Genomic DNA, 18,637 nt, shown 5'->3' on the forward strand with positions numbered 1-18,637 from the left:
CCATGTCGAGCTTTGCCGAATTGCTGCAGCAGGGTGCGTCTCACGCCTGGCTGTACTTCCCCAGCGCCATCCTCCTAGGGGCATTGCATGGCCTGGAGCCAGGCCACTCGAAGACCATGATGGCGGCCTTCATCGTAGCCATCCGCGGCACCGTGAAGCAGGCGGTATTGCTGGGGCTGGCGGCAACCATTTCGCACACCGCGGTGGTCTGGCTGGTGGCCATGGGCGGCATGTATCTGGGCCAGAACCTGAATGCTGAAACGACTGAACCCTATTTCCAGCTCGCGTCCGCCGCGATCATCATCACCATCGCGCTCTGGATGCTGTGGCGAACCTGGCGTGGCGAACAGATGTGGCGTTTCGAAGAAGGTGATCATGCGCATGATCACCACCATGACGAGCTTCGCCGAATCGATACCGGACACGGGCGAATCGAACTCTCGATCTTCGAGGAAGGGGTTCCCCCGCGCTGGCGTCTGCGCACTCTGACTGGTCACTCTTGGCCAGCAGAAGACGTGAATCTGTCGACGACGCGTCCTGATGGGACAGCTCAGCTGTTCCGCTTTGTGCATCGCGGCGAATACCTGGAATCGGTCGCGGAAATTCCAGAGCCTCATCAGTTCACCGCGCGTCTGAGCCTTGGCCACGCGGGCCATTCGCACGACTATGACCTCGATTTCCATGAGCACGACCACGGCCACAACCATTCCGATCTGCAGGGCCTGGAGCTGTCGCTGGAGGGATACCAGGATGCCCATGAGCGAGCCCACGCCAACGACATCCGCAACCGCTTCAATAACCGCAACGTCACTACAGGCCAGATCATCCTGTTCGGCCTTACCGGAGGACTGATCCCCTGTCCTGCCGCGATTACGGTGCTGTTGCTATGCCTGCAGGTGAAGGAAGTCGCACTCGGGGCTGTTCTGGTGCTGTGCTTTAGTGTCGGCCTGGCGTTGACGCTGGTATCCGTCGGCGTAGCTGCTGCGGTGGGCGCTCGCCAGGCCTCCAACCGGTGGCCATGGCTGGGAGCGGTCGCGCGTCGCGCGCCCTACCTCTCGAGCATGCTCATTATTGGGGTCGGTATCTACGTCGGTGTTCATGGCTGGATCGGTCTGACCGCCTAAATGTGGGAGCTATCAGGCTACCTGGGCCTACTCCTCGCGGCCTTCAGTGCCGCGACTTTGATCCCCGCACAGTCCGAGGCAGTGCTCACCGGCCTGCTGATAAGTGGCAACTACTCGGTGGTCATGCTGTTGGTGGTGGCTACGGCAGGAAACGTTCTGGGTTCCGCGCTCAACTGGCTGCTCGGTCTCTACATTGAGCGCTATCGGCACAGACGCTGGTTCCCGGTCAGTGACGACAAGCTGGCCCGCGCGCAGCGGGCCTACCACCGCTACGGTCGTTGGTCACTGCTGCTGAGCTGGGTGCCGATCATTGGCGACCCGCTGACCCTGATTGCCGGCGTCATGCGCGAACCCTTTTGGAGCTTCTTTTTGATCGTGCTGCTGGCCAAGGCTGCTCGATACTTGGTGCTCACCGTGGTGACCCTCGGGATCATGGGGTAATGCGCTCGACCAGCCTGGATCTCGTCAAATGGCTCGCCATGCTGACGATGGTCATAGACCACCTGCGCTATCTCTGGCCTGAAGAGACAGCCTGGCTGTTCGTGGTTGGACGCTTCGCCTTCCCACTGTTCTGCGTGGGTATTGCCGCCAACGTGTCACGTTCACGCCCAGGAGATCTGTACAGCGATAACAACTTTCGCTATCTGCGCTGGCTACTGGCTTTCAGCCTCATATCCGAGCTGCCGTATCGGGCGTTGTCCGAGATGAGCAATACGCTGAATGTCATGCCGACACTGATGTTGGGGCTCATAGTTGCTTGGAGTGTCCATCACAGCGATCGTGCAGGCTTGATGCTGGGGCTATTCACGCTGACCGTTGCGACAGTGCTTCATGATCGGCTGATGTACGGCGCGTTTGGAGTCCTGCTGCCGGCCACCATGGTGTTGGCAGTGCAGCGCCCCGGGGTCACCTGGCTCATACCCGCAGTCTTCAGCGTGTTGGCCAATAGCCGTGACGGTTGGATCGGAGCTGGTCCCTTTGGCACCTGGTGGGCCATGGCCACGACCTTTGCGGCTCCGCTGGTTGGCCTGTGGCTATTGCGCCAGAAAATCACCCAACACATATGGCCAGTGGGGCGCTGGGGTTACTACTTCTACCCCGGCCATCTAGCGGTGCTGGCGTTGTTTCGTGCGGCTCTCTGACCGGTCGATCAAAATCCCCTTGCTCAATGCAGGCCTTTTGCCATAATCCGGAGCGTGACCTAGATCACATATAAGAGCCAATCGAAACGGAGTTTAAACATGAAGAAGCTTTCTGCCGCCCTGATCTCCACCGTGATTGCCCTGTCCTCTGCTGTCGCAGTTGCCCATAGCGGAGGCACCGACTCGAAGGGCTGCCATACCAACCACTCCACGGGCGAGTACCACTGCCATTGATTTAGGCAGTGCTGGCCGCCTCTCGTGAGGCGGCCAGAACCAGATGGCTAGACCAAATCGCACACCGGCTGCTTGGCTTCACGCCAACCTGCAAAGCCGTCGACGAGATACCGCGCATCCAGTCCCATTGCCCAGAGAGTAGCGGCACACCCCTGGCTGATCTCATGCCCATGGGCGCAGTAAAGAATCACGGGGCGATCCCGTGGCACTTGATCCTTCCAAGAGAAAAGCTGTTCGGGGTCATACCATTTCGCCTCAGCGATCTGTGCTCCGTCAGCGTTGCGTGCGATAGCTCGGCGTACATCGAGTAACTCAAAGCAGCGACCTGAAGCCTGCCACTCAGCGAGCTCGCGAATCGATATGCGCTCCATAACCTCTCCCTAACGCAACAGGTGGATAGCCAAACCCACAAGAGCACATCCCACCAACACCTGGATGACTCCACGCTTGAAGCGGAAAAGTGCGACTGCGGCACCGACAGCGATCAACGCCGAGGGCCAATCGAAGCTGCCAGCAAAACCCTCAGGCCACAGCACGTGATAGCCGAAGAACAGCGCCAGGTTGAGGATGACGCCAACCACCGCAGCAGTAATGCCGGTCAGCGGCGCGGTGAACTTCAGTTCGTTGTGGGTGGACTCCACCAGCGGCCCGCCGGCGAGGATGAACAAGAACGAGGGCAGGAAGGTAAACCAGGTGACGAGGCTGGCTGCTACAGCGCCGGCAAGGAATGCCTGTTCTGGCCCGAAGACCTGATGCACATAGGCACCAACGAAGCCCACGAAGGCCACCACCATGATCAGCGGCCCCGGGGTGGTCTCGCCCAGCGCCAGGCCATCGATCATCTGGGTGGGGGTCAGCCAGCCGTAATGGCCTACCGCGCCCTGATAGACATACGGCAATACCGCATAGGCGCCGCCGAAGGTGAGTAGAGCAGCCTTGGTGAAGAACCAGCCCATTTGAGTCAGGGTGCCCTCCCAACCATACAGGGCGGTCAGTAGCCCCATCGGCAAGGCCCACAGCACAGCTCCTACAACGACCAACAGAGCCAAGCGCGACCAGCGGAAGCGCGCATGCGCCGGCGGTGGCGTGTTGTCGTCGATCAATGCCGGCCCATAGGACTGTTTGGATGCCCCATGCCCACCACCGACGCTGAACTTGTCCGGGGCATAGCGTCCGCCCAGGTAGCCAATCATGGCCGCCCCTAGAACGATCAGCGGGAACGGGATATTGAGGGCGAAGATCGCCACGAAGGAGGCAGCAGCGATCGCCCACAACCAGTTGTTTTTCAGCGCGCGTGAACCGATACGGTGGGCAGCCTGAACAACGATGGCGGTGACGGCGGGTTTGATACCGTAAAACAATCCCGCCACCACCGGCACTTCGCCGAAAGCGATGTAGACCCAGGACAGGGCGATCAGGATGAACAGTGAGGGCAGCACAAACAGTACGCCGGCGATCACCCCACCCCAAGTGCGATGCATGAGCCAGCCGATATAGGTGGCCAGTTGCTGAGCCTCCGGGCCTGGCAGGAGCATGCAGTAGTTCAACGCATGCAGGAAACGGCGCTCCGAGATCCAGCGCCGCCGCTCCACCAGCTCCTGGTGCATGATCGAGATCTGCCCGGCCGGGCCCCCAAAGCTGATGAAACCTAGTTTCAGCCAGAATAAGAATGCTTCAAGTAGACCTATGTTCTCTACCTTGTCTTGCTCTGTTGCGTGCATGGCCGTCTCATTCATCACTTTGTCCTTCCTTGCCGAATGCCGCCAGCAGTCCATCGAAGATGGCGCAGGCCGCAGCCAATAACTGATCGTCGTTTTCGATGCTGGCTCGCAATCCAGCCAGTACCCGCTCTACACCCGTCGCTTCTGTGGGTTGCGCGCCCCCCACGTCCAGGTAGTGAACCAGAGCCCCTACGCGCTGAAGCCCTGGCGCCTCCAGCCCGAAGCTGGCCTGCAGGGTTTCGAAGGTGACCTTGGTGCCGACATGGCTGAACCGGGCGCCATCGAAATCGAACCCAAGTGCTTCCGCTGGGCATGCATCAGGAGAGGGAAGCCAGAGGATGCTGGCACCTGGATCGATGAAGCGGCGGATCAGCCAGGCGCTGGCCAGACGGTCAACCCAGGGGCGCTGGCGAGTCGCCCAGGTTCGCCCTTGGTAGTCCCGCGGGTCGAGCTGCTCGATGGTTTGCTCGTGGCTGGTGGGCTCGTCCTTGGACAGCGCGCGGTTGATGGCCACCTCGAGGTCGCGCAGCAGCGCGTCTGCCTGCCGCAGAGGTTCGCCTGGAAAGAAGTCGATCAACTGGATCTGTGCGAACGACTTGCGCAACTTACGGGCCTGGCGAGCAGTCGCCAGTGCGTTCTCGGGCGTCAGCTGGGCCAGTTGGGGCTCAACCTCCGAGCGCAACCTGGTGTAGTCGTCGCCACGGTCAAAGAGAGGTATGAAGCGCTCACCCTGGGGATCAGTGACCGGCAGGAGCGACGCCGAGCCACCACTATCCAGCACGTCACGCTCGACGGACTCCAGTACCTCACGACTAGCCGAGCCATCCGGCAATAGGTACACGCCGTCGCGAAGAACGGCAGCTCCTGCACTCTTCAGCGTCCGCCAAGCCCGCATTCGCTCGGCGGCATTTGCCGTAGGCAGTGCCATCACGAGACATAGCCAATTAATCAATGTAGAGATCTCACTAAATATGTTCGATCTATACATTACTCTGCGATTGCTCTATTTGGAACTGCGAAATGGGTTCTGCAGCGTTAGTAGACTGCTTACCTCCAGGTACCGGCAAAGCGAACTGTCGGTGTGGTGCGAATGACTGTCGGAGGGATGCGAATAGGTGTCGGTGGCGTGCGAATGGCCGCCGGAGGGATGCGAATCGGTGTCGGGGCGTGCGAATGGCTGTCGGAGGATGCGAATAGGTGTCAACGTGTGCGAAAGGCTGTCGATTTTGAAAAACCGCGTTGTGTCGGTTTTGCGTGCGAATCAGTGTTGGTTAGGAATGTGAATTAGTGTCGGAACCAATGCGAATACTCACTTGTCCTCCCACATGTGGAGGACTTGCCATGAACATCTCTGCTACCTGCACCCGCCGGCCCTGGAACAAAGGAAAGTTGGTCGGACAGAAAACCCCGCTCCGGCTGAGAGATATCTGGGCCATCCGAGTAAGGCTTCAGCTTGCAGAACGAACCCGGGATCTGGCTTTGTTCGATCTGGCCATCGACAGCAAGCTTCGAGCCTGCGACTTAACCAAGCTCCGTGTATGCGACGTTGCTCATGGCGAGCATGTGTCATCACGAGCAATGGTTATGCAGCAGAAAACGAAGCGACCAGTGCAGTTCGAAATTACTGAGCAAACACGGTCTGCTCTCGCGGCCTGGATACACCAAGCCCAGCTCCGTAGCCAGGACTGCCTTTTCCCGAGCAGGCTGCACACCTCAGACCATCTATCCACTCGTCAATACGCTCGTATCGTCAAAGGCTGGATGCAAGCCATTGGCCTTGATCCGGCCATGTATGGCACTCACACAATGAGACGTACAAAGGCATCACTGATCTATCGCAGGACAAAGAACTTGCGGGCCGTTCAACTTCTGCTTGGCCATACGAAGCTGGAGAGCACCGTTCGATATCTTGGGATTGAGGTCGACGACGCCTTGGAAATGGCAGAGCAGACCGAGGTTTGACCATGTATAGCGACGGTCGAAGTCAGGCCGTCGCTAACCGGCCAAATGCTGCCTCCGGCAGCTACCGACCAAAGCCTCCACAGAATTCCATCCAAATACTCATTGGCGCCTAGCCCACGGGGCAAACAGGGCGCGCAGCAGGCGGGATAAGAACTTGGGTACATCAATCTCAGCGATCAGCAGAGCTGAAAAGATGAGAGCTGCACCGGCCAGGGTTCTTCCATCCAAGGTTTCGCCAAGGAGCATCGCTCCCGCGAATGCTGCGAAGATGGGCTCGAACAGGTAGGTCAGGGCTACTTTTTCTTCTTCGAGATACTTCTGCGCAGCACTCTGAACCGCGTACATGAAGGCTGTGGCGAGCAACGCGCAGAACAGAACTCCTTCCCAGAAGGAGGAATCCATTGGGGCCCATTCGGCCCTAGCGTCGAAAAGTGCAGCAAAAAGGCATCCAGTAGCGCAGGTAGCCAGCGCAGTGATGACCGTAAGCATCGAGTCGTACTTATGCGAGAAGAAGCCAACCGTGAGCACATATGCGGCAAAAAAGACTGCACAGCACATGATCCAGATGTCACCTGGATTCAGAGTAAGCCCGGCCCTCGTAACGATCAGATAGAGCCCTGTCAGCGCGACGGCGCAGCAGAGCCAGATTCGAGGCTCGACGCGCTTCCGAAAGAGAGCCCACTTGAAGACCGGGATGAGCAATACATCCAGGCCAGTGATGAAGGCGGTGTTGGTGATGCTGGTGTGCTGAAGCCCGACAGTCTGGAAAATGTTACCCAAACACAAGGGTAGACCTATGGCCACGCCGGCCAGGAGCGCTTCTTTGTTGATCAGTTTCAGCCGTCTGAAAAAGATCACGCAAAGCACTAGCGTAGCGAGTGCGAACTTGTACCCCAGGAATACGAAGGGTGACTCGTCCGCAACACCCACTTTGGTGAAGGCAAACGAAATCCCCCAGAACGCGGTTCCGAGGATTAACAGGCATAGATACGTCTGACGAACAGGCATGCGAAAACCATCCATTCAAATTGGAGTGGTTAGAGCATGCGGAGAGGCCGCAAGAAAGCCCGAGTATGCCTTCAATCTCTTCTCTAACGTTAAGGCAAGTCGGTAAAGCGCTTTCATCTGCCGCTATTAATCAATCTGGGGCCGCAGGCTGTCAACAGGTGCTACAAACCAGTCTGCAGCAAGCTGCCATCGACAGATGGCTAGTCGATGACGCGGAATCCGACTTTGTCCCAATAGCCTGCAAGGACAGAGGAATGAAAGCAGGTTGCAGCGCCATGGCTTTCTGCGTGTGCACTCGGATCCATTTATGGACGAGGTTTGCGTTGAGGCTGTGGCTCAGCGCAACGCTGGCAATCGAGGCCCCGGGCTGGGCGCACTCTTGAATAATCTGGGCCTTGAAGGATTTGGAGTAGGAACGGCGTTGTGGCTGCATGAAAGACCCGCTTAAAAGGCTAGAAATGGTGTCCACTTAAATCAGGTGGACACCATCGCCTTTGGCGTCGGGGCCAGGAAGGTGTGTTGGCCGGACGGATACGAAAAGTTCGCGATACGTGGTGGACCACTGAGGGCCACCAGTTGCGGATACGGCCGGGCGACCACGCCGGCGATCGGGAGGGATGCATGCTTTATTACGCTGGGTTGAAGAAGATTAAGGACGCCGCAACTCGCCGGCGCACATTGAAGGTTGGTCTGTCCCGGAACTGGTGGACAGGTAGTTAAGAGCTACTGTCACTAACGCCTTACCGGAAGGCTTTTCACCGAATGTGCCCGCTGTTCGTCCAGAGTGTTGTAGTACGTATTTTGGGTGGTGCTGAGACTATTGTGACGAAGGTCAGCCTGGAGGTCCTTCATGTCACGATACGGTGCATCAAAGGTTGCGGAGGTGTGACGTAACCAGTGTAGTGAGGCCGAGCGCAGTTGGTCTATTTCGTCGTTGCTCCAGCCTTCCTCGGCCATACGCACCATCGCGCGGTCAAATAGCTCTTGCAGCATCAGGCGGATATGGCGATCAGAAAGCCCGCCGCGTCCCTTTAGGGTGCTGATCAGCGGTGTTTTCTCGTGGGCGGAAGGGAGGGGAGAGAGCTGCAGATGCTGGCGATAGCGTACGAGGTAGTTCTGGATATAGTCATCGCGGATGCTGATCTTGGCGGCCTTGTTGCCTTTGCCCACCACATGAAACCACCAGTTGCCCATGCTATCGCGGCGGATGTCGCCCATAGTGGGCGTCCAGTTGTCACGCCCGACCAAATCGGAGACGCGTAAGTACATAGAGAACAGGGTCGCAACGATGAAAAGCGTGCGTTCGTATGTCGGGTCGGCCACGGCCATTTGCTCGGCAGTCTCAATCACGTAGCTCCACTGCAACGGTGTCAGGGAACGGGACGCCACATCCAAGGTATTGCGTTGCTTGTAGATGGATTTCTGTTTTACCGCTCGGAAGGGGTTCACCTCGGTGAGGCCCTCATCAATGGCGTGCTGGAAGAAGCTGCCGCAGACTGCGAATACCTGAGCCACCGAGCCTTGGGACATGCGGTAGGGACGGGAGGGAAGGGCGGCAACGGCCTCTTCGGCAATCTTGCGTTCGCGCTTGGCCACGGTGTGACTGAAAGGTCGCCATTGCAAATTGACGGTGTAGGTGTCCGTGTCGAGCTTCTTACGACCGCCCACACGCAGGAAGCGGGACTTTACGACCGGACCTATCCAGTCGGCGGGAGGGTTGAGGCAGAACTCCATGAAGGCCTCGGCGTCCCGGCGACGCAGTTCGACAAGGGGCTTGCCAGCCACCAGCAGGGACCAGAGCAGCAGCCGCTCAATGTGGGTTCGATAAGAGTTGAACGTGGCTTCGTTGCCGGCGTAGGACTTCAGAAATCCCCGAACGGCGCGATAGCCTTCGACGGCTTGGAGCTCATCGGTACAACCTTGCTCAGCCTGGTCAATCGAGTTGAGTCTCTTAAAATCTGTAAACCTCATGATGCTTACTGAAAACATAGGCAAAAACAAGCGGTTAGGATTTTGATCCGATCTTTAAAAGCGGAGAAATGAAACGTGCCTGGGTTAATACCGGGAGCGTCCGCCGTTCCTCTTGGCCGGCCTTGGGCTGACTGAGCGTAGAGATGTACTCGTTGGGCTAGCCCGCAGACGGAATCAGCTATCGCTTCTATCGGTATGCTGCGGGTGGCGCAGCAGCCATATACGTCGCGCCGTAGCTCCAGAGCGTGGATGCTTTACAGACATGGTGAGGAACCTTGGACCTCGGAAAGAGGCATCAGCCAGTTCCAAATATTGAAAAGCAATCTGCGTCACCTCAGCGCGAGCGGCGGGCTACCTGATCCTTATGGCCTTGATTTTCAAGAGTCTCCACTTTAAAAGACAGATTTCCAGTCTTTCAAAGTCACCCACAGATTCAGTCTGGCCAAAACGAGAGTAAAGAGCCCTACATTGGATAAGCCTTGGTTTCGCATAATGTATATTATGTTAAATTACGTATTGGCTTGAGTATGCGCTGAACCGCTATGACAGCTGGTTCGCATCAGGCACGTAAAGCGATCCCCCGCTCTTTGGGAGATACTCATGCCTGATGAGCGAATCCTTAGCTGAAGGCGCAATTACAGGTGGTAATCGCCTGCGGCCTCCGGCTGATATAGCACTTTCCTGATCTCGATCCGGCGGGTCCGATCAGACACTCGCCAGTCGATGGCGTCTCCCTCCTGATAACCCAGGATGGCTGCGCCGATGTCGGAACACACGGAATGCTTGCCGGCGCTGCTGTCCGCGTCTTCAGGGTAAACCAAGGCCACTTCGATCTCTTCGTCATCCAGCTGCAACAACGCCCTGGAGTTCATCGTGACGACATTGCACGCCACCTGTTGCGGCTTGACTACGATGGCCCGCTCAAGCTCATGTTCGAGTTCAACAATGGCCGGGCCTTGCTCGAGCGCGATCAGACATTCGAGCCTGGCCTTGTCGATTTCAGTGATATAGATCCCCGTGGAGTCGCCAACGGCACCTGCGCGCAGTAACTGGAAATAGCGCCCCGCCGTCATGGCAAATGACTTCAATGTCGGCGTTTCGCTCTCAAGCAGAAAACCGCTGCGTTGAAATGCTTTCAGCGAGCGCACGTTGTCCGGATGGATCTTGGCGATGAGCTTCTCTGCCCGGATGTCGAGGAAAGCCAGTTTCATGCCTTCGCGGATCGTACGGGCGCCAAGGTTTTGCCCCCATTTGTTGCTGTCTCCGATGGCCAGGACTATCTCGCACTCCCGGCCGGTCTTGATCAAACGGACAAAGCCCACCGGGGCGTCCTGCCGGTCGTAGGCCATGAAGAATCGGCCGCCCCGGTTGAACAGATGGGTCAGGATCGGCAATTGAGTTCGTTCGATGGCTTGCTCTATGGAGCGGGAAACATTACGCGAATCGCTCAGGTAGCAGGTGACGCGCTCATCCTGCAACCACTCCATCAGCGTCAGCGCGTGTGCCCGAGTAATTTCAGGGCACAGCGAAATGAAAGGCTTGTTCATCTTCACCACACACTTATATGTAAAGAATGAAAGCCCTTCATGGCTATGGCCATGACGGTTCTTTCGGCAACCGGCTACTTTAAGCCATAACGCGAGTAATGCCGAACCGCCAAAGCAGTCCTCCACGGGTTGAGCCACCCTCTCCTGCAGTTGTCGCTACAACTGCGTGCGTATGATTCTTTCGAATTCAACACTGCGGCTGCTGTGCTCCTGCAACTGCTGCCGAAACTGCGGTGACAGCTGCTCCGCGAGCACTTGCTCGAAACCGTGGCGAATTTGTTTTTCGGTGCGCAGCGCCGCGCGCAAACGGGCGCGGCCGCGCTCAGGTAACAGCGAGGTGGTCACGCTGTTCCAGGCATGGCGAAGCATGCCGAACAGACTTGGATGCTGTGTCGGTCGGCCGCCATAGGTAACGATCTGATTGTGCAGGCAGGCCATCAGCGCCGAGCACTGCTGTTCGCGCTCGCGAAATAACCGCTGCTGCTCGGATGTACTCGCGCTGCCTGCAAGACGTCGATAGCTCAAGCTGGCGTCGTGGCAAGTCATCAGAAGGTGGTTGAGCTGGGCAATGGTCTTGTCCAACGTCGGCATGCGCTACGCCTCCCCTGCGCACTCGGATGCACAGAACTGACACCGGGTGCGCGCAGTGTTGCGGCACCCGGTAGACGGATCAGCTCTTGGCACGAGCCACGTCACGCATCGCTCTGACTTCATCGTGATTGCGCAGCACGCCCTGATACTGACGCTCCACCATGCTGCGGATTTCTGGGGGCAGATTCTTGGTCAGCGCTTCACTGTAGCGCTCCTTGGCCACGTCTTCGCCGCGCTCGGCTTCGTTGAGAATGGCCTCTTCGTCCTTGCCGGTGACCAGTGATTTCAGGTCGACCCAGCGGCGGTGCAGGTCTGCCCCCACGCTGGTGCTGTCCTCTGGCTCGCCGCCCAATTCCAGGACGGTCCGTTGCAGTTCTTCCGCCGCTTCGGCGCATTGCCGCGAGCGTTGCGAGAAGAGCTGCTTCATGTCGGGTCGCTTGACGTCTTCGGCGCAGACCTTGAAGCCTGCCTCGCCGTCCTTGCAGGTTTCGATCAGTTTGTTGAGGGTGCGTACCAGGTCTTTACGATCGTCGGTGAGATCCATGTGTTGTCTCCGGGCCGGCTAAACGGCCATTGCTGGGTGGTATGTCCCGTCTTGGGGCCTACATGGATTCCGACGTGCAGGCTGCGCTGATCGTTCAGGGAATATTCCAAGCAGCAAGCTGAGCCGGCTTCAGGTATGCACGCACCAGTTGACTGCCTCGGCCGGCATGCCGAGGCAGTCTTCACGGTGAATCACACCGGTTGCCAGTGCCTCGGAGACGTTGAGAATGCGCGGTGCGGACATCAGGCATTCGAGTACGTTGAGGGGCGCTTCGGCGCCAGCGGTGCACTCGGCGACGATGCTGGCGTAAAGCTGCAGATCGTAGTCCAGGCTCATGGCGTATTCGGACATGCGCGCGTGGTCCACGGCGCCGTTGACCGTCCAGTGAAAGGGATGAAACAGGAACTTGCTATGCGGGCAGGCCGTGCGTGTTTCGCCGGCAAGAAAGATGATGTTGCCCATGGATTCGACGGTGCCGAGGTTGTGCGTCTTCACGGGCACCGGGAGCGAGATGAGGAAGTTGTAGAGGGAGAAGCCGTAGCTGCACTCCCCACCCATGGTGGCGATCTTCAGCACCAGCTCATCGGCGCCCTGATGGATGGCCTGGCTGCATTTGTCGATCAACTGACCGCAGGTGTAGGAGTTGATCGGTGCGGTGAAATGCACGACGTGGGTTCTCATGACGGTCTCCTCTGCAATGAAATGCCTTTGCGCGGCCTTCTTTTGCAGTGAGTGAAAACGCACGGGAGGGTTTCAATTTTCTGCGCCTCGATGGCCGTGCGGATCATCACAAGCCCGGCAAAAAGCTTGAACGCAAACCAGCCAGTGGAACTCTGTTTATTTCAGGGGAGCTTTGTCAGGGGCCGTTTCGTGACCTGGCAGGCGCAATTGCGCCAAATCGAACGAGCATCTTGCTTCCCCAGGGCCGCCGCACCGTCTCCTCCTTCTCCTTGCGGCGGTTCCTTCTTTTCTGACTGGAGACGATCCTGGCCCGCTCTGGAGAGTGGCCGAACTCAGACACCATCAGGCAGTCACAACGTCGTGGCCTGCCCCACCAGGGCCACGTGCTCGCAACGAACGGACGCATGGGAGAGCATCGATGCCACTGCTCAAACTGCTGCATTTCATGGCGCTGATCTGCTGGTGTGGCGTGCTGCTGTACCTGCCCGCGATGATCGCTGCCGGCACGCGCGCCAGCGACGAGATGTTCTATCGCGACCATGCCCACCTCACCCGCACCGTCTTCAACATGATCGCCACGCCAGCCGCTCTGCTGGCCATTGGTTCGGGCACCGCGCTGTTTTTACGTGAGTCGATTTTCGACCCATGGTTGATCGTCAAGCTCACCACGGTCGCGGGGATGGTGCTCTGTCACGCCCTGTGCGGCGTGCTGATCCTGCGTATCGAACGTGCCGCCGAACCTGCGCTGCGCCGCGACTGCCTGTTGATCGCTTTGCTGCTGAGCGCCCTGATCGGCGCCACGCTCTGGCTGGTGCTGGCCAAACCCTTCTGATCATGGAGTATTCGAGAATATGCCCGGCCTGCCCCGCTCTCTCTACCGTCCAGTAGCTGGCAAGCCGGAGCCGATTGGTTCAGCGTGTATCGACACCCACGCCGTGCTCGTACACCAGGCGCCCGCCCAGATAAGCAGCCAGGCCAATCAGCGCTGCGGTCAGCAGCGACAGGTACAGGCCCCAGCGCTCCATGCCCTGCTCCGGCCCCGCGTAGCGCAGCAGCCAGTTCAGCGATGCCAACGACAGCATCATCACCGCGATGATGGCGTGGCACCAGGCGGTGATCTTGCGCCGGATGCTGCCAACCGTAAGCAGATCGACCAGCCCCGCCATGCTCGCCACCCAGCCACCGAAGGCGCCGACGCCCGCCAGCCAGAGACTGGCACGTGCCCAGAACGGATCGGCCAGCAGCAGATAGGCGATATCGGTCGCCACCAGGCCCAGCAGCGCGGCTACCGGAAAGTGGATCATCATCGGGTGCAGCGGATGCCCGGCGATGGCGGCGCGACTGACGATAACTTCCTTTATTTCGGCCATCCCGGCCTCCCTGTACAGGTGAATGATGAGGTGAAACGGGCGCGTCATTGGCTGACGCCCTGTTTCAAGTTGACCACGCTGACGCTGGCAGTTCCGTTTCTCGTTGCCTGCGAGGGGCCGCAATCTGCGCTCGATCCGGCCGGACCGATGGCGCGCGAGGTGGCAATGCTGTGGTGGGCAATGTGCGCCTTCGCCACCCTGGTGCTGATCGTGGTGATGGCCCTGTGGGTGCACGCCATGCGCCGCAACAGCCCACAGATGGACGCCGCACGGGCACGCCAGCTGACGCTGCGCTGGCTGGTCGGTGGCGGGCTGTTGTTGCCGACCTTGAGCGTGCTGCTCCTGTTGCTGTTCGGCATACCCATCGGCCATCGCATGCTGCCCTTGCCGCTGGCGGGCGAGCAGCCCATGCGTATCGAGGTGGTCGGCCATCAATGGTGGTGGGAGGTGCGCTACCCGGACAGCGGCGTGGTTACCGCCAATCAGCTGCACCTGCCGGTCGGCAGGCCGGTGGACCTCGACGTCACCAGCGCCGATGTCATTCATTCCTTCTGGGTGCCGCGCCTGGGTGGCAAGATCGACATGATCCCCGGCCGGGACAATCGTATCCGCCTGCAGGCTGATCAGGCCGGCACCTTTCGTGGCCAGTGCTCGGAGTTCTGCGGCACACAGCACACGCACATGATTCTCGATGTGCAGGCTCACGACGAAGAAGACTTCGCCAACTGGCTGCAGGCGCGCCGCGAACAACAGGTCAGCGCCCTGCCCGGCCCGGCTGGTGAGGTGTTCGCCGCGCGTTGCGGTCAGTGTCATCGCGTGGCGGGCGTGAGCGAAGGCAATCGCGCGCCGGATCTCAGCGATGTCGGTGCGCGATCGATGCTCGGCGCCGGTGTGCTGAGCAATGAACCAGGCGCACTGTTGCGCTGGCTGCACGAGCACCAGCGGCTCAAACCCGGCAACGCCATGCCACTGCATGACGATCTCGACCCCGACCACCTCAGCACCATCGCCGACTGGCTGGAGACTCTGCGCCCGTGACTACGCCAAGCAACGAACAGGTTGCCGCCCAGGAACAACTGCACGATCAGTTCAATGACGTATGGGGCAACCCGCGCGGCTGGAAGTCGCTGACCATCGTCAATCACACCACCGTCGGTATTCGTTTCATGCTCACCGGGCTCGGGTTCTTCCTGTTCGGTGGTTTGCTGGCGATGCTGGTGCGCACGCAGTTGGCCATACCGGGCTACGACTTTCTCGAGCCGGACGTCTACAACCAGGTCTTCACCATGCATGGCACGGTGATGATGTTCCTGTTCGCCGTGCCGATGATGGAAGGCCTGGCGGTCTACCTGATTCCGAAGATGCTTGGCGCGCGTGACCTGGTGTTCCCGCGGCTGTCGGCACTGGGTTACTGGTGCTACCTGTTCGGCGGGCTGATTCTCTGTGCCAGTCTGCTGCTGGGCATCGCGCCTAAGGCCGGCTGGTTCATGTACACGCCGCTGTCCAGCGCAGTGCATACGCCCGGGCCGAACTCGGATTTCTGGCTGATCGGCATCACCTTCGTGGAAATCTCGGCGGTGTCGGCCGGTGTCGAGCTGGTGGTGTCGATCCTGCGCACCCGCGCCGAAGGCATGTCGCTGAACAAGATGCCGATCTATGCCTGGTACATCCTGGTGATGGCCATGATGATCGTGGTCGGTTTCCCGCCGCTGATCCTCGGCAGCATCCTGCTGGAGCTGGAGCGCGCGGTTGGCCTGCCGTTCTTCGAAGTGGCGCGTGGCGGTGACCCGATTCTATGGCAGCACCTGTTCTGGCTGTTCGGCCATCCCGAGGTGTACATCATCTTCCTGCCGGCGGCCGGCATCGTCTCGACCCTGCTGCCGGTGTTCTGCCAACGGCCGCTGGTGGGCTACCGCTGGGTGGTGCTGGCGATCCTCACCACCGGCTTCATCAGCTTCGGCCTGTGGGTGCACCACATGTTCACCGTGGGCATCCCGCAACTGGCGCAGGCGTTCTTCTCCGCGGCGAGCATGCTGGTGGCGATCCCGACCGGCATCCAGGTGTTCGCCTGGATCGCCACACTGTGGGTCGGGAGGCCGCTGTATCACGTGCCGATGCTGTGGTTGGTGGGGTTTCTGGTGATCTTCGTCTGCGGCGGACTGACCGGCGTGATGTTGGCACTGGTGCCCTTCGACTGGCAGGTGCACGACACCCACTTCGTGGTGGCGCACATGCACTACGTGCTGGTGGGCGGCATGTTCTTCCCGCTGCTGGCCGGCATCTACTACTGGCTGCCGCACTTTTCCGGACGCATGCCATCGGTACGCCTTGGCAAGTTGGGCTTCTGGCTGGTGTTCATCGGCTTCAACCTGACCTTCCTGATCATGCACTGGACCGGCCTGATGGGCATGCCGCGGCGCATCTACACCTACCAATCCGGCCTGGGCTGGGACCTGCCCAACCTGATTTCGTCTATCGGCAGCTTCATCATGGCCATTGGCATCGCCACGGTGCTGCTGGATATCGTCCTGCACTTTCGTTTCGGCCAGAAGGCCACGAAGAATCCCTGGAACGCGGACACCCTGGAGTGGAGTACGCATCTGCCGCCCAGCCCCTACAACTTCGTCAGCCTGCCACCGGTGCGTACCCGTCACCCGATGTGGGAGCTGCCCGACCTGGAGGAGCGCATCGACCGTGGAGAGTTCGCCCTGACCGTGATCGACCATGGCCGGCGAGAAACCTGGGGTATCGAGCCGCTGACCGGCAAAGTACGCGAGATCATCCATCTGCCGGGCAATAGCTGGTGGCCTTTCATCGCCTCGCTGTTCATCGCTTTCACCTGCCTGGGGCTGCTGAGCAAGTTCTACTGGGTCGCCCTAGTGGCCAGCATCGTCGCCGTGCTGGTGCTGCTGCGCTGGAGCTGGGAGAACGGCGCGCACCCGCTGGCGGCGCCGGATGCGCGAGTGCAACCTGGCGAGCCGCCGCTGCACTCACGCACCTGTGATGGCCCGGGGCTGTGGGGCATGGGCGTGACCCTGCTGGCCAACGGCGCCTTGTACCTGGCGCTGCTGTTCGGCTGGTTCTATCTGTGGACGGTCTCGCCGAACTGGCTGGTGCCGGACGATGCGGTCATCGATCAGCGCTTGCTGCTGGCCAGCGCCGTATTGCTGAGCATTGCCGTGTTGTGGCAGCGACCGGTATTGCGCCGTCTGCGTCAGGGCCAGGGTGAACCCGCTGCGTTGATCACCTGCTTTGTCGGGGCGGCGCTGCTGGGCGCGTTGCACACCGGGCTGCTGCTCTGGGCCCTGCTGGCTGGAGAGCTGGCGCCGCGCGCCACTGCGCATGATGCGGTGATCGTGGTGATGCTCGTCTACAGCCTCGCGCACGGGGCGCTGGCGACCATTCTCAGCGCGTTGCAGGCCCTGCGTGTGCATCATGGCTATGTATGCAAGCGCACGCCCTACGAGCCCTTGGTGGTCGAGCAATTCTGGCAATACAGCCTGGCCGTGATGTGGATTACCTACTGCAGCGTGGTGCTGTTCCCGCCAACCTTCGGAGGTGTGTGATGCAGCCGTTACGCTCCCCCTACAACCCGATCCACATCCCTCTCGGGCTGGTGCTCTGGAGTATCTGGTTCGTCGTGCTGTACGGCGGATTGTCGGTTGGTTGCGCACTGTCGCCTCCTGATCCCATACAGGGGCAATGGACCTGGCTGAACGGTCTGCTCGCTCTGCTGAGTCTGTTCACCATGGCGGCCCTGCTGGGTTTGGCCTGGCGGTTTCAGCGCGCCGCCAGGGACGAGCGTGAAGGCCCGCCTGCGCGCTTCGTGGCTCGCCTCGCTGCGGGCGTGAACCTGATCGGCGCCATCGCCACCGTTTTCGTCGCGCTGCCAACGCTGAGCCTGCCGCCATGCCTATGATCGTCCTCGCCCTCCTCCTTCTGCCTGGCACGGCCGCCGCCCATGGCCTGCTCGATGGCCATCTGCATCTGAACGAGCGCGTACCGCTGCTGCTTAGCGCTCTGCTGCTCGGTGCGGCCTGGCTGCTGTACATCCTGGGTTGCCGCAAAGTGCGCCCGCACGGGCGCGAAGCGTTGTGGATGCATCTGGCCATGGTCCTCACCGTGCTCGCCGTATTCGGCCCCATCGATGACTGGGCGGAGACCAGCACCAGCCTGCACATGGTCCAGCACATGCTGTTCATGATCGTCATCGCACCACTCTGGGCGCTGGCTCGGCCGTTGCCGCAATGGCGAGCAGTGCTCGGTGGCTGGATGGCGCCGGTGTCCAACGCCATTCTGCGCAGCGGTCGTTATCCGGTGGCACTGGCCATGCTGCACGGCGCGATGATCTGGGTCTGGCACACCCCCAGCCTGTACATGCTGGCGCTGGACAACACCTGGTGGCACGCCATCGAACATGCCTGCTTCCTGTTCAGCGCCTGGCTGTTCTGGTGGTCCTGCCTGCGCGCCAATCCACGGCAGGTGCCACACGCACTGATGGCCATTCTCCTGACGCTGATGCACACCGGCCTGCTCGGCGCCCTGCTCACCTTCGGCAACACGACCTTCTATGGCGAGTCCCGCGACCTGGCCGACCAGCAACTGGCTGGCTTGTTGATGTGGGTGCCAGGCAGCCTGGTCTACCTCTCTGCTGCCGGCTGGATCAGCTGGCGGTGGTTGACACAGATCTGGCGTCGGCAGGCACGAGAAGGTGCGGAGAACTCCCTGTAGCGCAGATTTCA

General features: G+C 60.0%; 21 protein-coding genes. 10 read left to right on the top strand and 11 right to left on the bottom strand.

Annotated features, from left to right (window positions below; translation table 11 throughout):
• Positions 1-2 precede the first annotated feature (2 nt).
• From BLT86_RS06300 to BLT86_RS25670, 4 genes are all read left to right on the top strand, one after another.
• On the top strand, positions 3-1,124 hold the full coding sequence (locus BLT86_RS06300) for a nickel/cobalt efflux protein RcnA (RefSeq protein ID WP_092375413.1): 1,122 nt from the start codon (positions 3-5) through the stop codon (positions 1,122-1,124).
• Positions 1,125-1,565, top strand: coding sequence for a YqaA family protein (locus tag BLT86_RS06305; RefSeq protein WP_033985552.1), 441 nt, complete (start codon positions 1,125-1,127; stop codon positions 1,563-1,565).
• Positions 1,565-2,266 carry a TraX family protein gene (locus BLT86_RS06310; RefSeq protein WP_092375416.1) on the top strand — a complete coding sequence of 234 codons (702 nt, stop codon included), beginning with the start codon at positions 1,565-1,567 and terminating at the stop codon, positions 2,264-2,266. The genes BLT86_RS06305 and BLT86_RS06310 overlap by 1 nt, the downstream gene beginning before the upstream one ends.
• Before the next feature lie 99 nt (positions 2,267-2,365).
• Positions 2,366-2,500 carry a YHYH domain-containing protein gene (locus BLT86_RS25670; RefSeq protein ID WP_100549556.1) on the top strand — a complete coding sequence of 45 codons (135 nt, stop codon included), beginning with the start codon at positions 2,366-2,368 and terminating at the stop codon, positions 2,498-2,500.
• Positions 2,501-2,547: 47 nt separating this feature from the next.
• On the opposite strand, the gene BLT86_RS06315 is transcribed toward BLT86_RS25670, so the two are convergent.
• The 3 genes from BLT86_RS06315 to BLT86_RS06325 are packed head-to-tail and all read right to left on the bottom strand — an operon-like array spanning position 2,548 to position 5,173.
• The gene (locus BLT86_RS06315; protein ID WP_015275857.1) at positions 2,548-2,871 is read right to left on the bottom strand and encodes a rhodanese-like domain-containing protein; all 324 of its coding nucleotides are present in this window, start codon (positions 2,869-2,871) and stop codon (positions 2,548-2,550) included.
• A 9-nt stretch (positions 2,872-2,880) separates the two neighbouring features.
• Entirely contained in the window at positions 2,881-4,236 is a 1,356-nt protein-coding gene (gene chrA, locus BLT86_RS06320; RefSeq protein ID WP_031653253.1) for a chromate efflux transporter, read from the bottom strand.
• Complete coding sequence (locus BLT86_RS06325) at positions 4,229-5,173, bottom strand: chromate resistance protein ChrB domain-containing protein (protein ID WP_243810188.1); 945 nt, start codon at positions 5,171-5,173, stop codon at positions 4,229-4,231. Before BLT86_RS06325 ends, chrA begins: the two co-directional genes overlap by 8 nt.
• Before the next feature lie 389 nt (positions 5,174-5,562).
• Between BLT86_RS06325 and BLT86_RS06330 the strand changes: the two genes are divergently transcribed.
• Positions 5,563-6,183 carry a tyrosine-type recombinase/integrase gene (locus BLT86_RS06330; protein WP_092375419.1) on the top strand — a complete coding sequence of 207 codons (621 nt, stop codon included), beginning with the start codon at positions 5,563-5,565 and terminating at the stop codon, positions 6,181-6,183.
• A 99-nt stretch (positions 6,184-6,282) separates the two neighbouring features.
• Here the strand turns inward: BLT86_RS06330 and BLT86_RS06335 are convergent, their stop codons facing one another.
• From BLT86_RS06335 to BLT86_RS06365, 7 genes are all read right to left on the bottom strand, one after another.
• Positions 6,283-7,191, bottom strand: coding sequence for a DMT family transporter (locus BLT86_RS06335; RefSeq protein ID WP_092375422.1), 909 nt, complete (start codon positions 7,189-7,191; stop codon positions 6,283-6,285).
• Positions 7,192-7,342: 151 nt separating this feature from the next.
• On the bottom strand, positions 7,343-7,624 hold the full coding sequence (gene tnpA, locus BLT86_RS06340; protein WP_231976582.1) for an IS66-like element accessory protein TnpA: 282 nt from the start codon (positions 7,622-7,624) through the stop codon (positions 7,343-7,345).
• A gap of 299 nt (positions 7,625-7,923) precedes the next feature.
• A complete protein-coding gene (locus BLT86_RS06345; RefSeq protein ID WP_231976583.1) occupies positions 7,924-9,162 on the bottom strand; it encodes a tyrosine-type recombinase/integrase in 1,239 nt (412 codons plus the stop codon).
• Positions 9,163-9,797: 635 nt separating this feature from the next.
• A complete protein-coding gene (locus BLT86_RS06350; RefSeq protein ID WP_026088564.1) occupies positions 9,798-10,709 on the bottom strand; it encodes a bifunctional GNAT family N-acetyltransferase/nucleoside diphosphate kinase regulator in 912 nt (303 codons plus the stop codon).
• Positions 10,710-10,865: 156 nt separating this feature from the next.
• The gene (locus tag BLT86_RS06355) at positions 10,866-11,300 is read right to left on the bottom strand and encodes a PA2169 family four-helix-bundle protein (protein WP_017676898.1); all 435 of its coding nucleotides are present in this window, start codon (positions 11,298-11,300) and stop codon (positions 10,866-10,868) included.
• A 79-nt stretch (positions 11,301-11,379) separates the two neighbouring features.
• Positions 11,380-11,844 carry a ferritin-like domain-containing protein gene (locus tag BLT86_RS06360; protein ID WP_017676897.1) on the bottom strand — a complete coding sequence of 155 codons (465 nt, stop codon included), beginning with the start codon at positions 11,842-11,844 and terminating at the stop codon, positions 11,380-11,382.
• Between the two features lie 129 nt (positions 11,845-11,973).
• Entirely contained in the window at positions 11,974-12,525 is a 552-nt protein-coding gene (locus BLT86_RS06365; protein ID WP_017676896.1) for an ATP-dependent Clp protease proteolytic subunit, read from the bottom strand.
• Positions 12,526-12,943: 418 nt separating this feature from the next.
• Here BLT86_RS06365 and BLT86_RS06370 point away from each other — a divergent pair, with 418 nt between their 5' ends.
• Positions 12,944-13,357, top strand: a complete 414-nt coding sequence (locus BLT86_RS06370) for a CopD family protein (protein WP_017676895.1) — start codon at positions 12,944-12,946, stop codon at positions 13,355-13,357.
• 79 nt (positions 13,358-13,436) lie between these two features.
• On the opposite strand, the gene BLT86_RS06375 is transcribed toward BLT86_RS06370, so the two are convergent.
• Positions 13,437-13,895, bottom strand: a complete 459-nt coding sequence (locus tag BLT86_RS06375) for a DUF2231 domain-containing protein (protein ID WP_013715587.1) — start codon at positions 13,893-13,895, stop codon at positions 13,437-13,439.
• 147 nt (positions 13,896-14,042) lie between these two features.
• On the opposite strand from BLT86_RS06375, the gene coxB reads away from it, so the two are divergent.
• The 4 genes from coxB to BLT86_RS06395 are packed head-to-tail and all read left to right on the top strand — an operon-like array spanning position 14,043 to position 18,626.
• Entirely contained in the window at positions 14,043-14,933 is an 891-nt protein-coding gene (coxB, locus tag BLT86_RS06380; RefSeq protein WP_017676894.1) for a cytochrome c oxidase subunit II, read from the top strand.
• Positions 14,930-17,461 carry a cytochrome c oxidase subunit I gene (ctaD, locus tag BLT86_RS06385; protein ID WP_092375425.1) on the top strand — a complete coding sequence of 844 codons (2,532 nt, stop codon included), beginning with the start codon at positions 14,930-14,932 and terminating at the stop codon, positions 17,459-17,461. The genes coxB and ctaD overlap by 4 nt, the downstream gene beginning before the upstream one ends.
• Positions 17,461-17,814, top strand: coding sequence for a hypothetical protein (locus BLT86_RS06390; RefSeq protein ID WP_092375429.1), 354 nt, complete (start codon positions 17,461-17,463; stop codon positions 17,812-17,814). The genes ctaD and BLT86_RS06390 overlap by 1 nt, the downstream gene beginning before the upstream one ends.
• Positions 17,805-18,626 carry a cytochrome c oxidase assembly protein gene (locus BLT86_RS06395; protein WP_026088563.1) on the top strand — a complete coding sequence of 274 codons (822 nt, stop codon included), beginning with the start codon at positions 17,805-17,807 and terminating at the stop codon, positions 18,624-18,626. Before BLT86_RS06390 ends, BLT86_RS06395 begins: the two co-directional genes overlap by 10 nt.
• The last annotated feature ends 11 nt before the right edge of the window (positions 18,627-18,637 follow it).

Origin of the sequence: Pseudomonas sihuiensis (assembly GCF_900106015.1) — a bacterium.
GTDB classification, from domain to species: Bacteria; Pseudomonadota; Gammaproteobacteria; order Pseudomonadales; family Pseudomonadaceae; genus Aquipseudomonas; species Aquipseudomonas sihuiensis.

Excerpts from the sequence above, each read along its gene's own strand:
- tnpA (WP_231976582.1), bottom strand. The coding sequence starts at position 7,624 with ATGCAGCCACAACGCCGTTCCTACTCCAAATCCTTCAAGGCCCAGATT.
- chrA (WP_031653253.1), bottom strand. The coding sequence starts at position 4,236 with ATGAATGAGACGGCCATGCACGCAACAGAGCAAGACAAGGTAGAGAAC.
- BLT86_RS06355 (WP_017676898.1), bottom strand. The coding sequence starts at position 11,300 with ATGCCGACGTTGGACAAGACCATTGCCCAGCTCAACCACCTTCTGATG.
- BLT86_RS06310 (WP_092375416.1), top strand. The coding sequence starts at position 1,565 with ATGCGCTCGACCAGCCTGGATCTCGTCAAATGGCTCGCCATGCTGACG.
- BLT86_RS06315 (WP_015275857.1), bottom strand. The coding sequence starts at position 2,871 with ATGGAGCGCATATCGATTCGCGAGCTCGCTGAGTGGCAGGCTTCAGGT.
- BLT86_RS06350 (WP_026088564.1), bottom strand. The coding sequence starts at position 10,709 with ATGAACAAGCCTTTCATTTCGCTGTGCCCTGAAATTACTCGGGCACAC.
- BLT86_RS06360 (WP_017676897.1), bottom strand. The coding sequence starts at position 11,844 with ATGGATCTCACCGACGATCGTAAAGACCTGGTACGCACCCTCAACAAA.
- BLT86_RS06365 (WP_017676896.1), bottom strand. The coding sequence starts at position 12,525 with ATGAGAACCCACGTCGTGCATTTCACCGCACCGATCAACTCCTACACC.
- BLT86_RS06330 (WP_092375419.1), top strand. The coding sequence starts at position 5,563 with ATGAACATCTCTGCTACCTGCACCCGCCGGCCCTGGAACAAAGGAAAG.
- BLT86_RS06375 (WP_013715587.1), bottom strand. The coding sequence starts at position 13,895 with ATGGCCGAAATAAAGGAAGTTATCGTCAGTCGCGCCGCCATCGCCGGG.
- BLT86_RS06305 (WP_033985552.1), top strand. The coding sequence starts at position 1,125 with ATGTGGGAGCTATCAGGCTACCTGGGCCTACTCCTCGCGGCCTTCAGT.
- BLT86_RS06390 (WP_092375429.1), top strand. The coding sequence starts at position 17,461 with ATGCAGCCGTTACGCTCCCCCTACAACCCGATCCACATCCCTCTCGGG.
- BLT86_RS06370 (WP_017676895.1), top strand. The coding sequence starts at position 12,944 with ATGCCACTGCTCAAACTGCTGCATTTCATGGCGCTGATCTGCTGGTGT.
- BLT86_RS06335 (WP_092375422.1), bottom strand. The coding sequence starts at position 7,191 with ATGCCTGTTCGTCAGACGTATCTATGCCTGTTAATCCTCGGAACCGCG.
- BLT86_RS25670 (WP_100549556.1), top strand. The coding sequence starts at position 2,366 with ATGAAGAAGCTTTCTGCCGCCCTGATCTCCACCGTGATTGCCCTGTCC.
- coxB (WP_017676894.1), top strand. The coding sequence starts at position 14,043 with ATGGCGCGCGAGGTGGCAATGCTGTGGTGGGCAATGTGCGCCTTCGCC.
- BLT86_RS06395 (WP_026088563.1), top strand. The coding sequence starts at position 17,805 with ATGCCTATGATCGTCCTCGCCCTCCTCCTTCTGCCTGGCACGGCCGCC.
- BLT86_RS06300 (WP_092375413.1), top strand. The coding sequence starts at position 3 with ATGTCGAGCTTTGCCGAATTGCTGCAGCAGGGTGCGTCTCACGCCTGG.
- BLT86_RS06345 (WP_231976583.1), bottom strand. The coding sequence starts at position 9,162 with ATGAGGTTTACAGATTTTAAGAGACTCAACTCGATTGACCAGGCTGAG.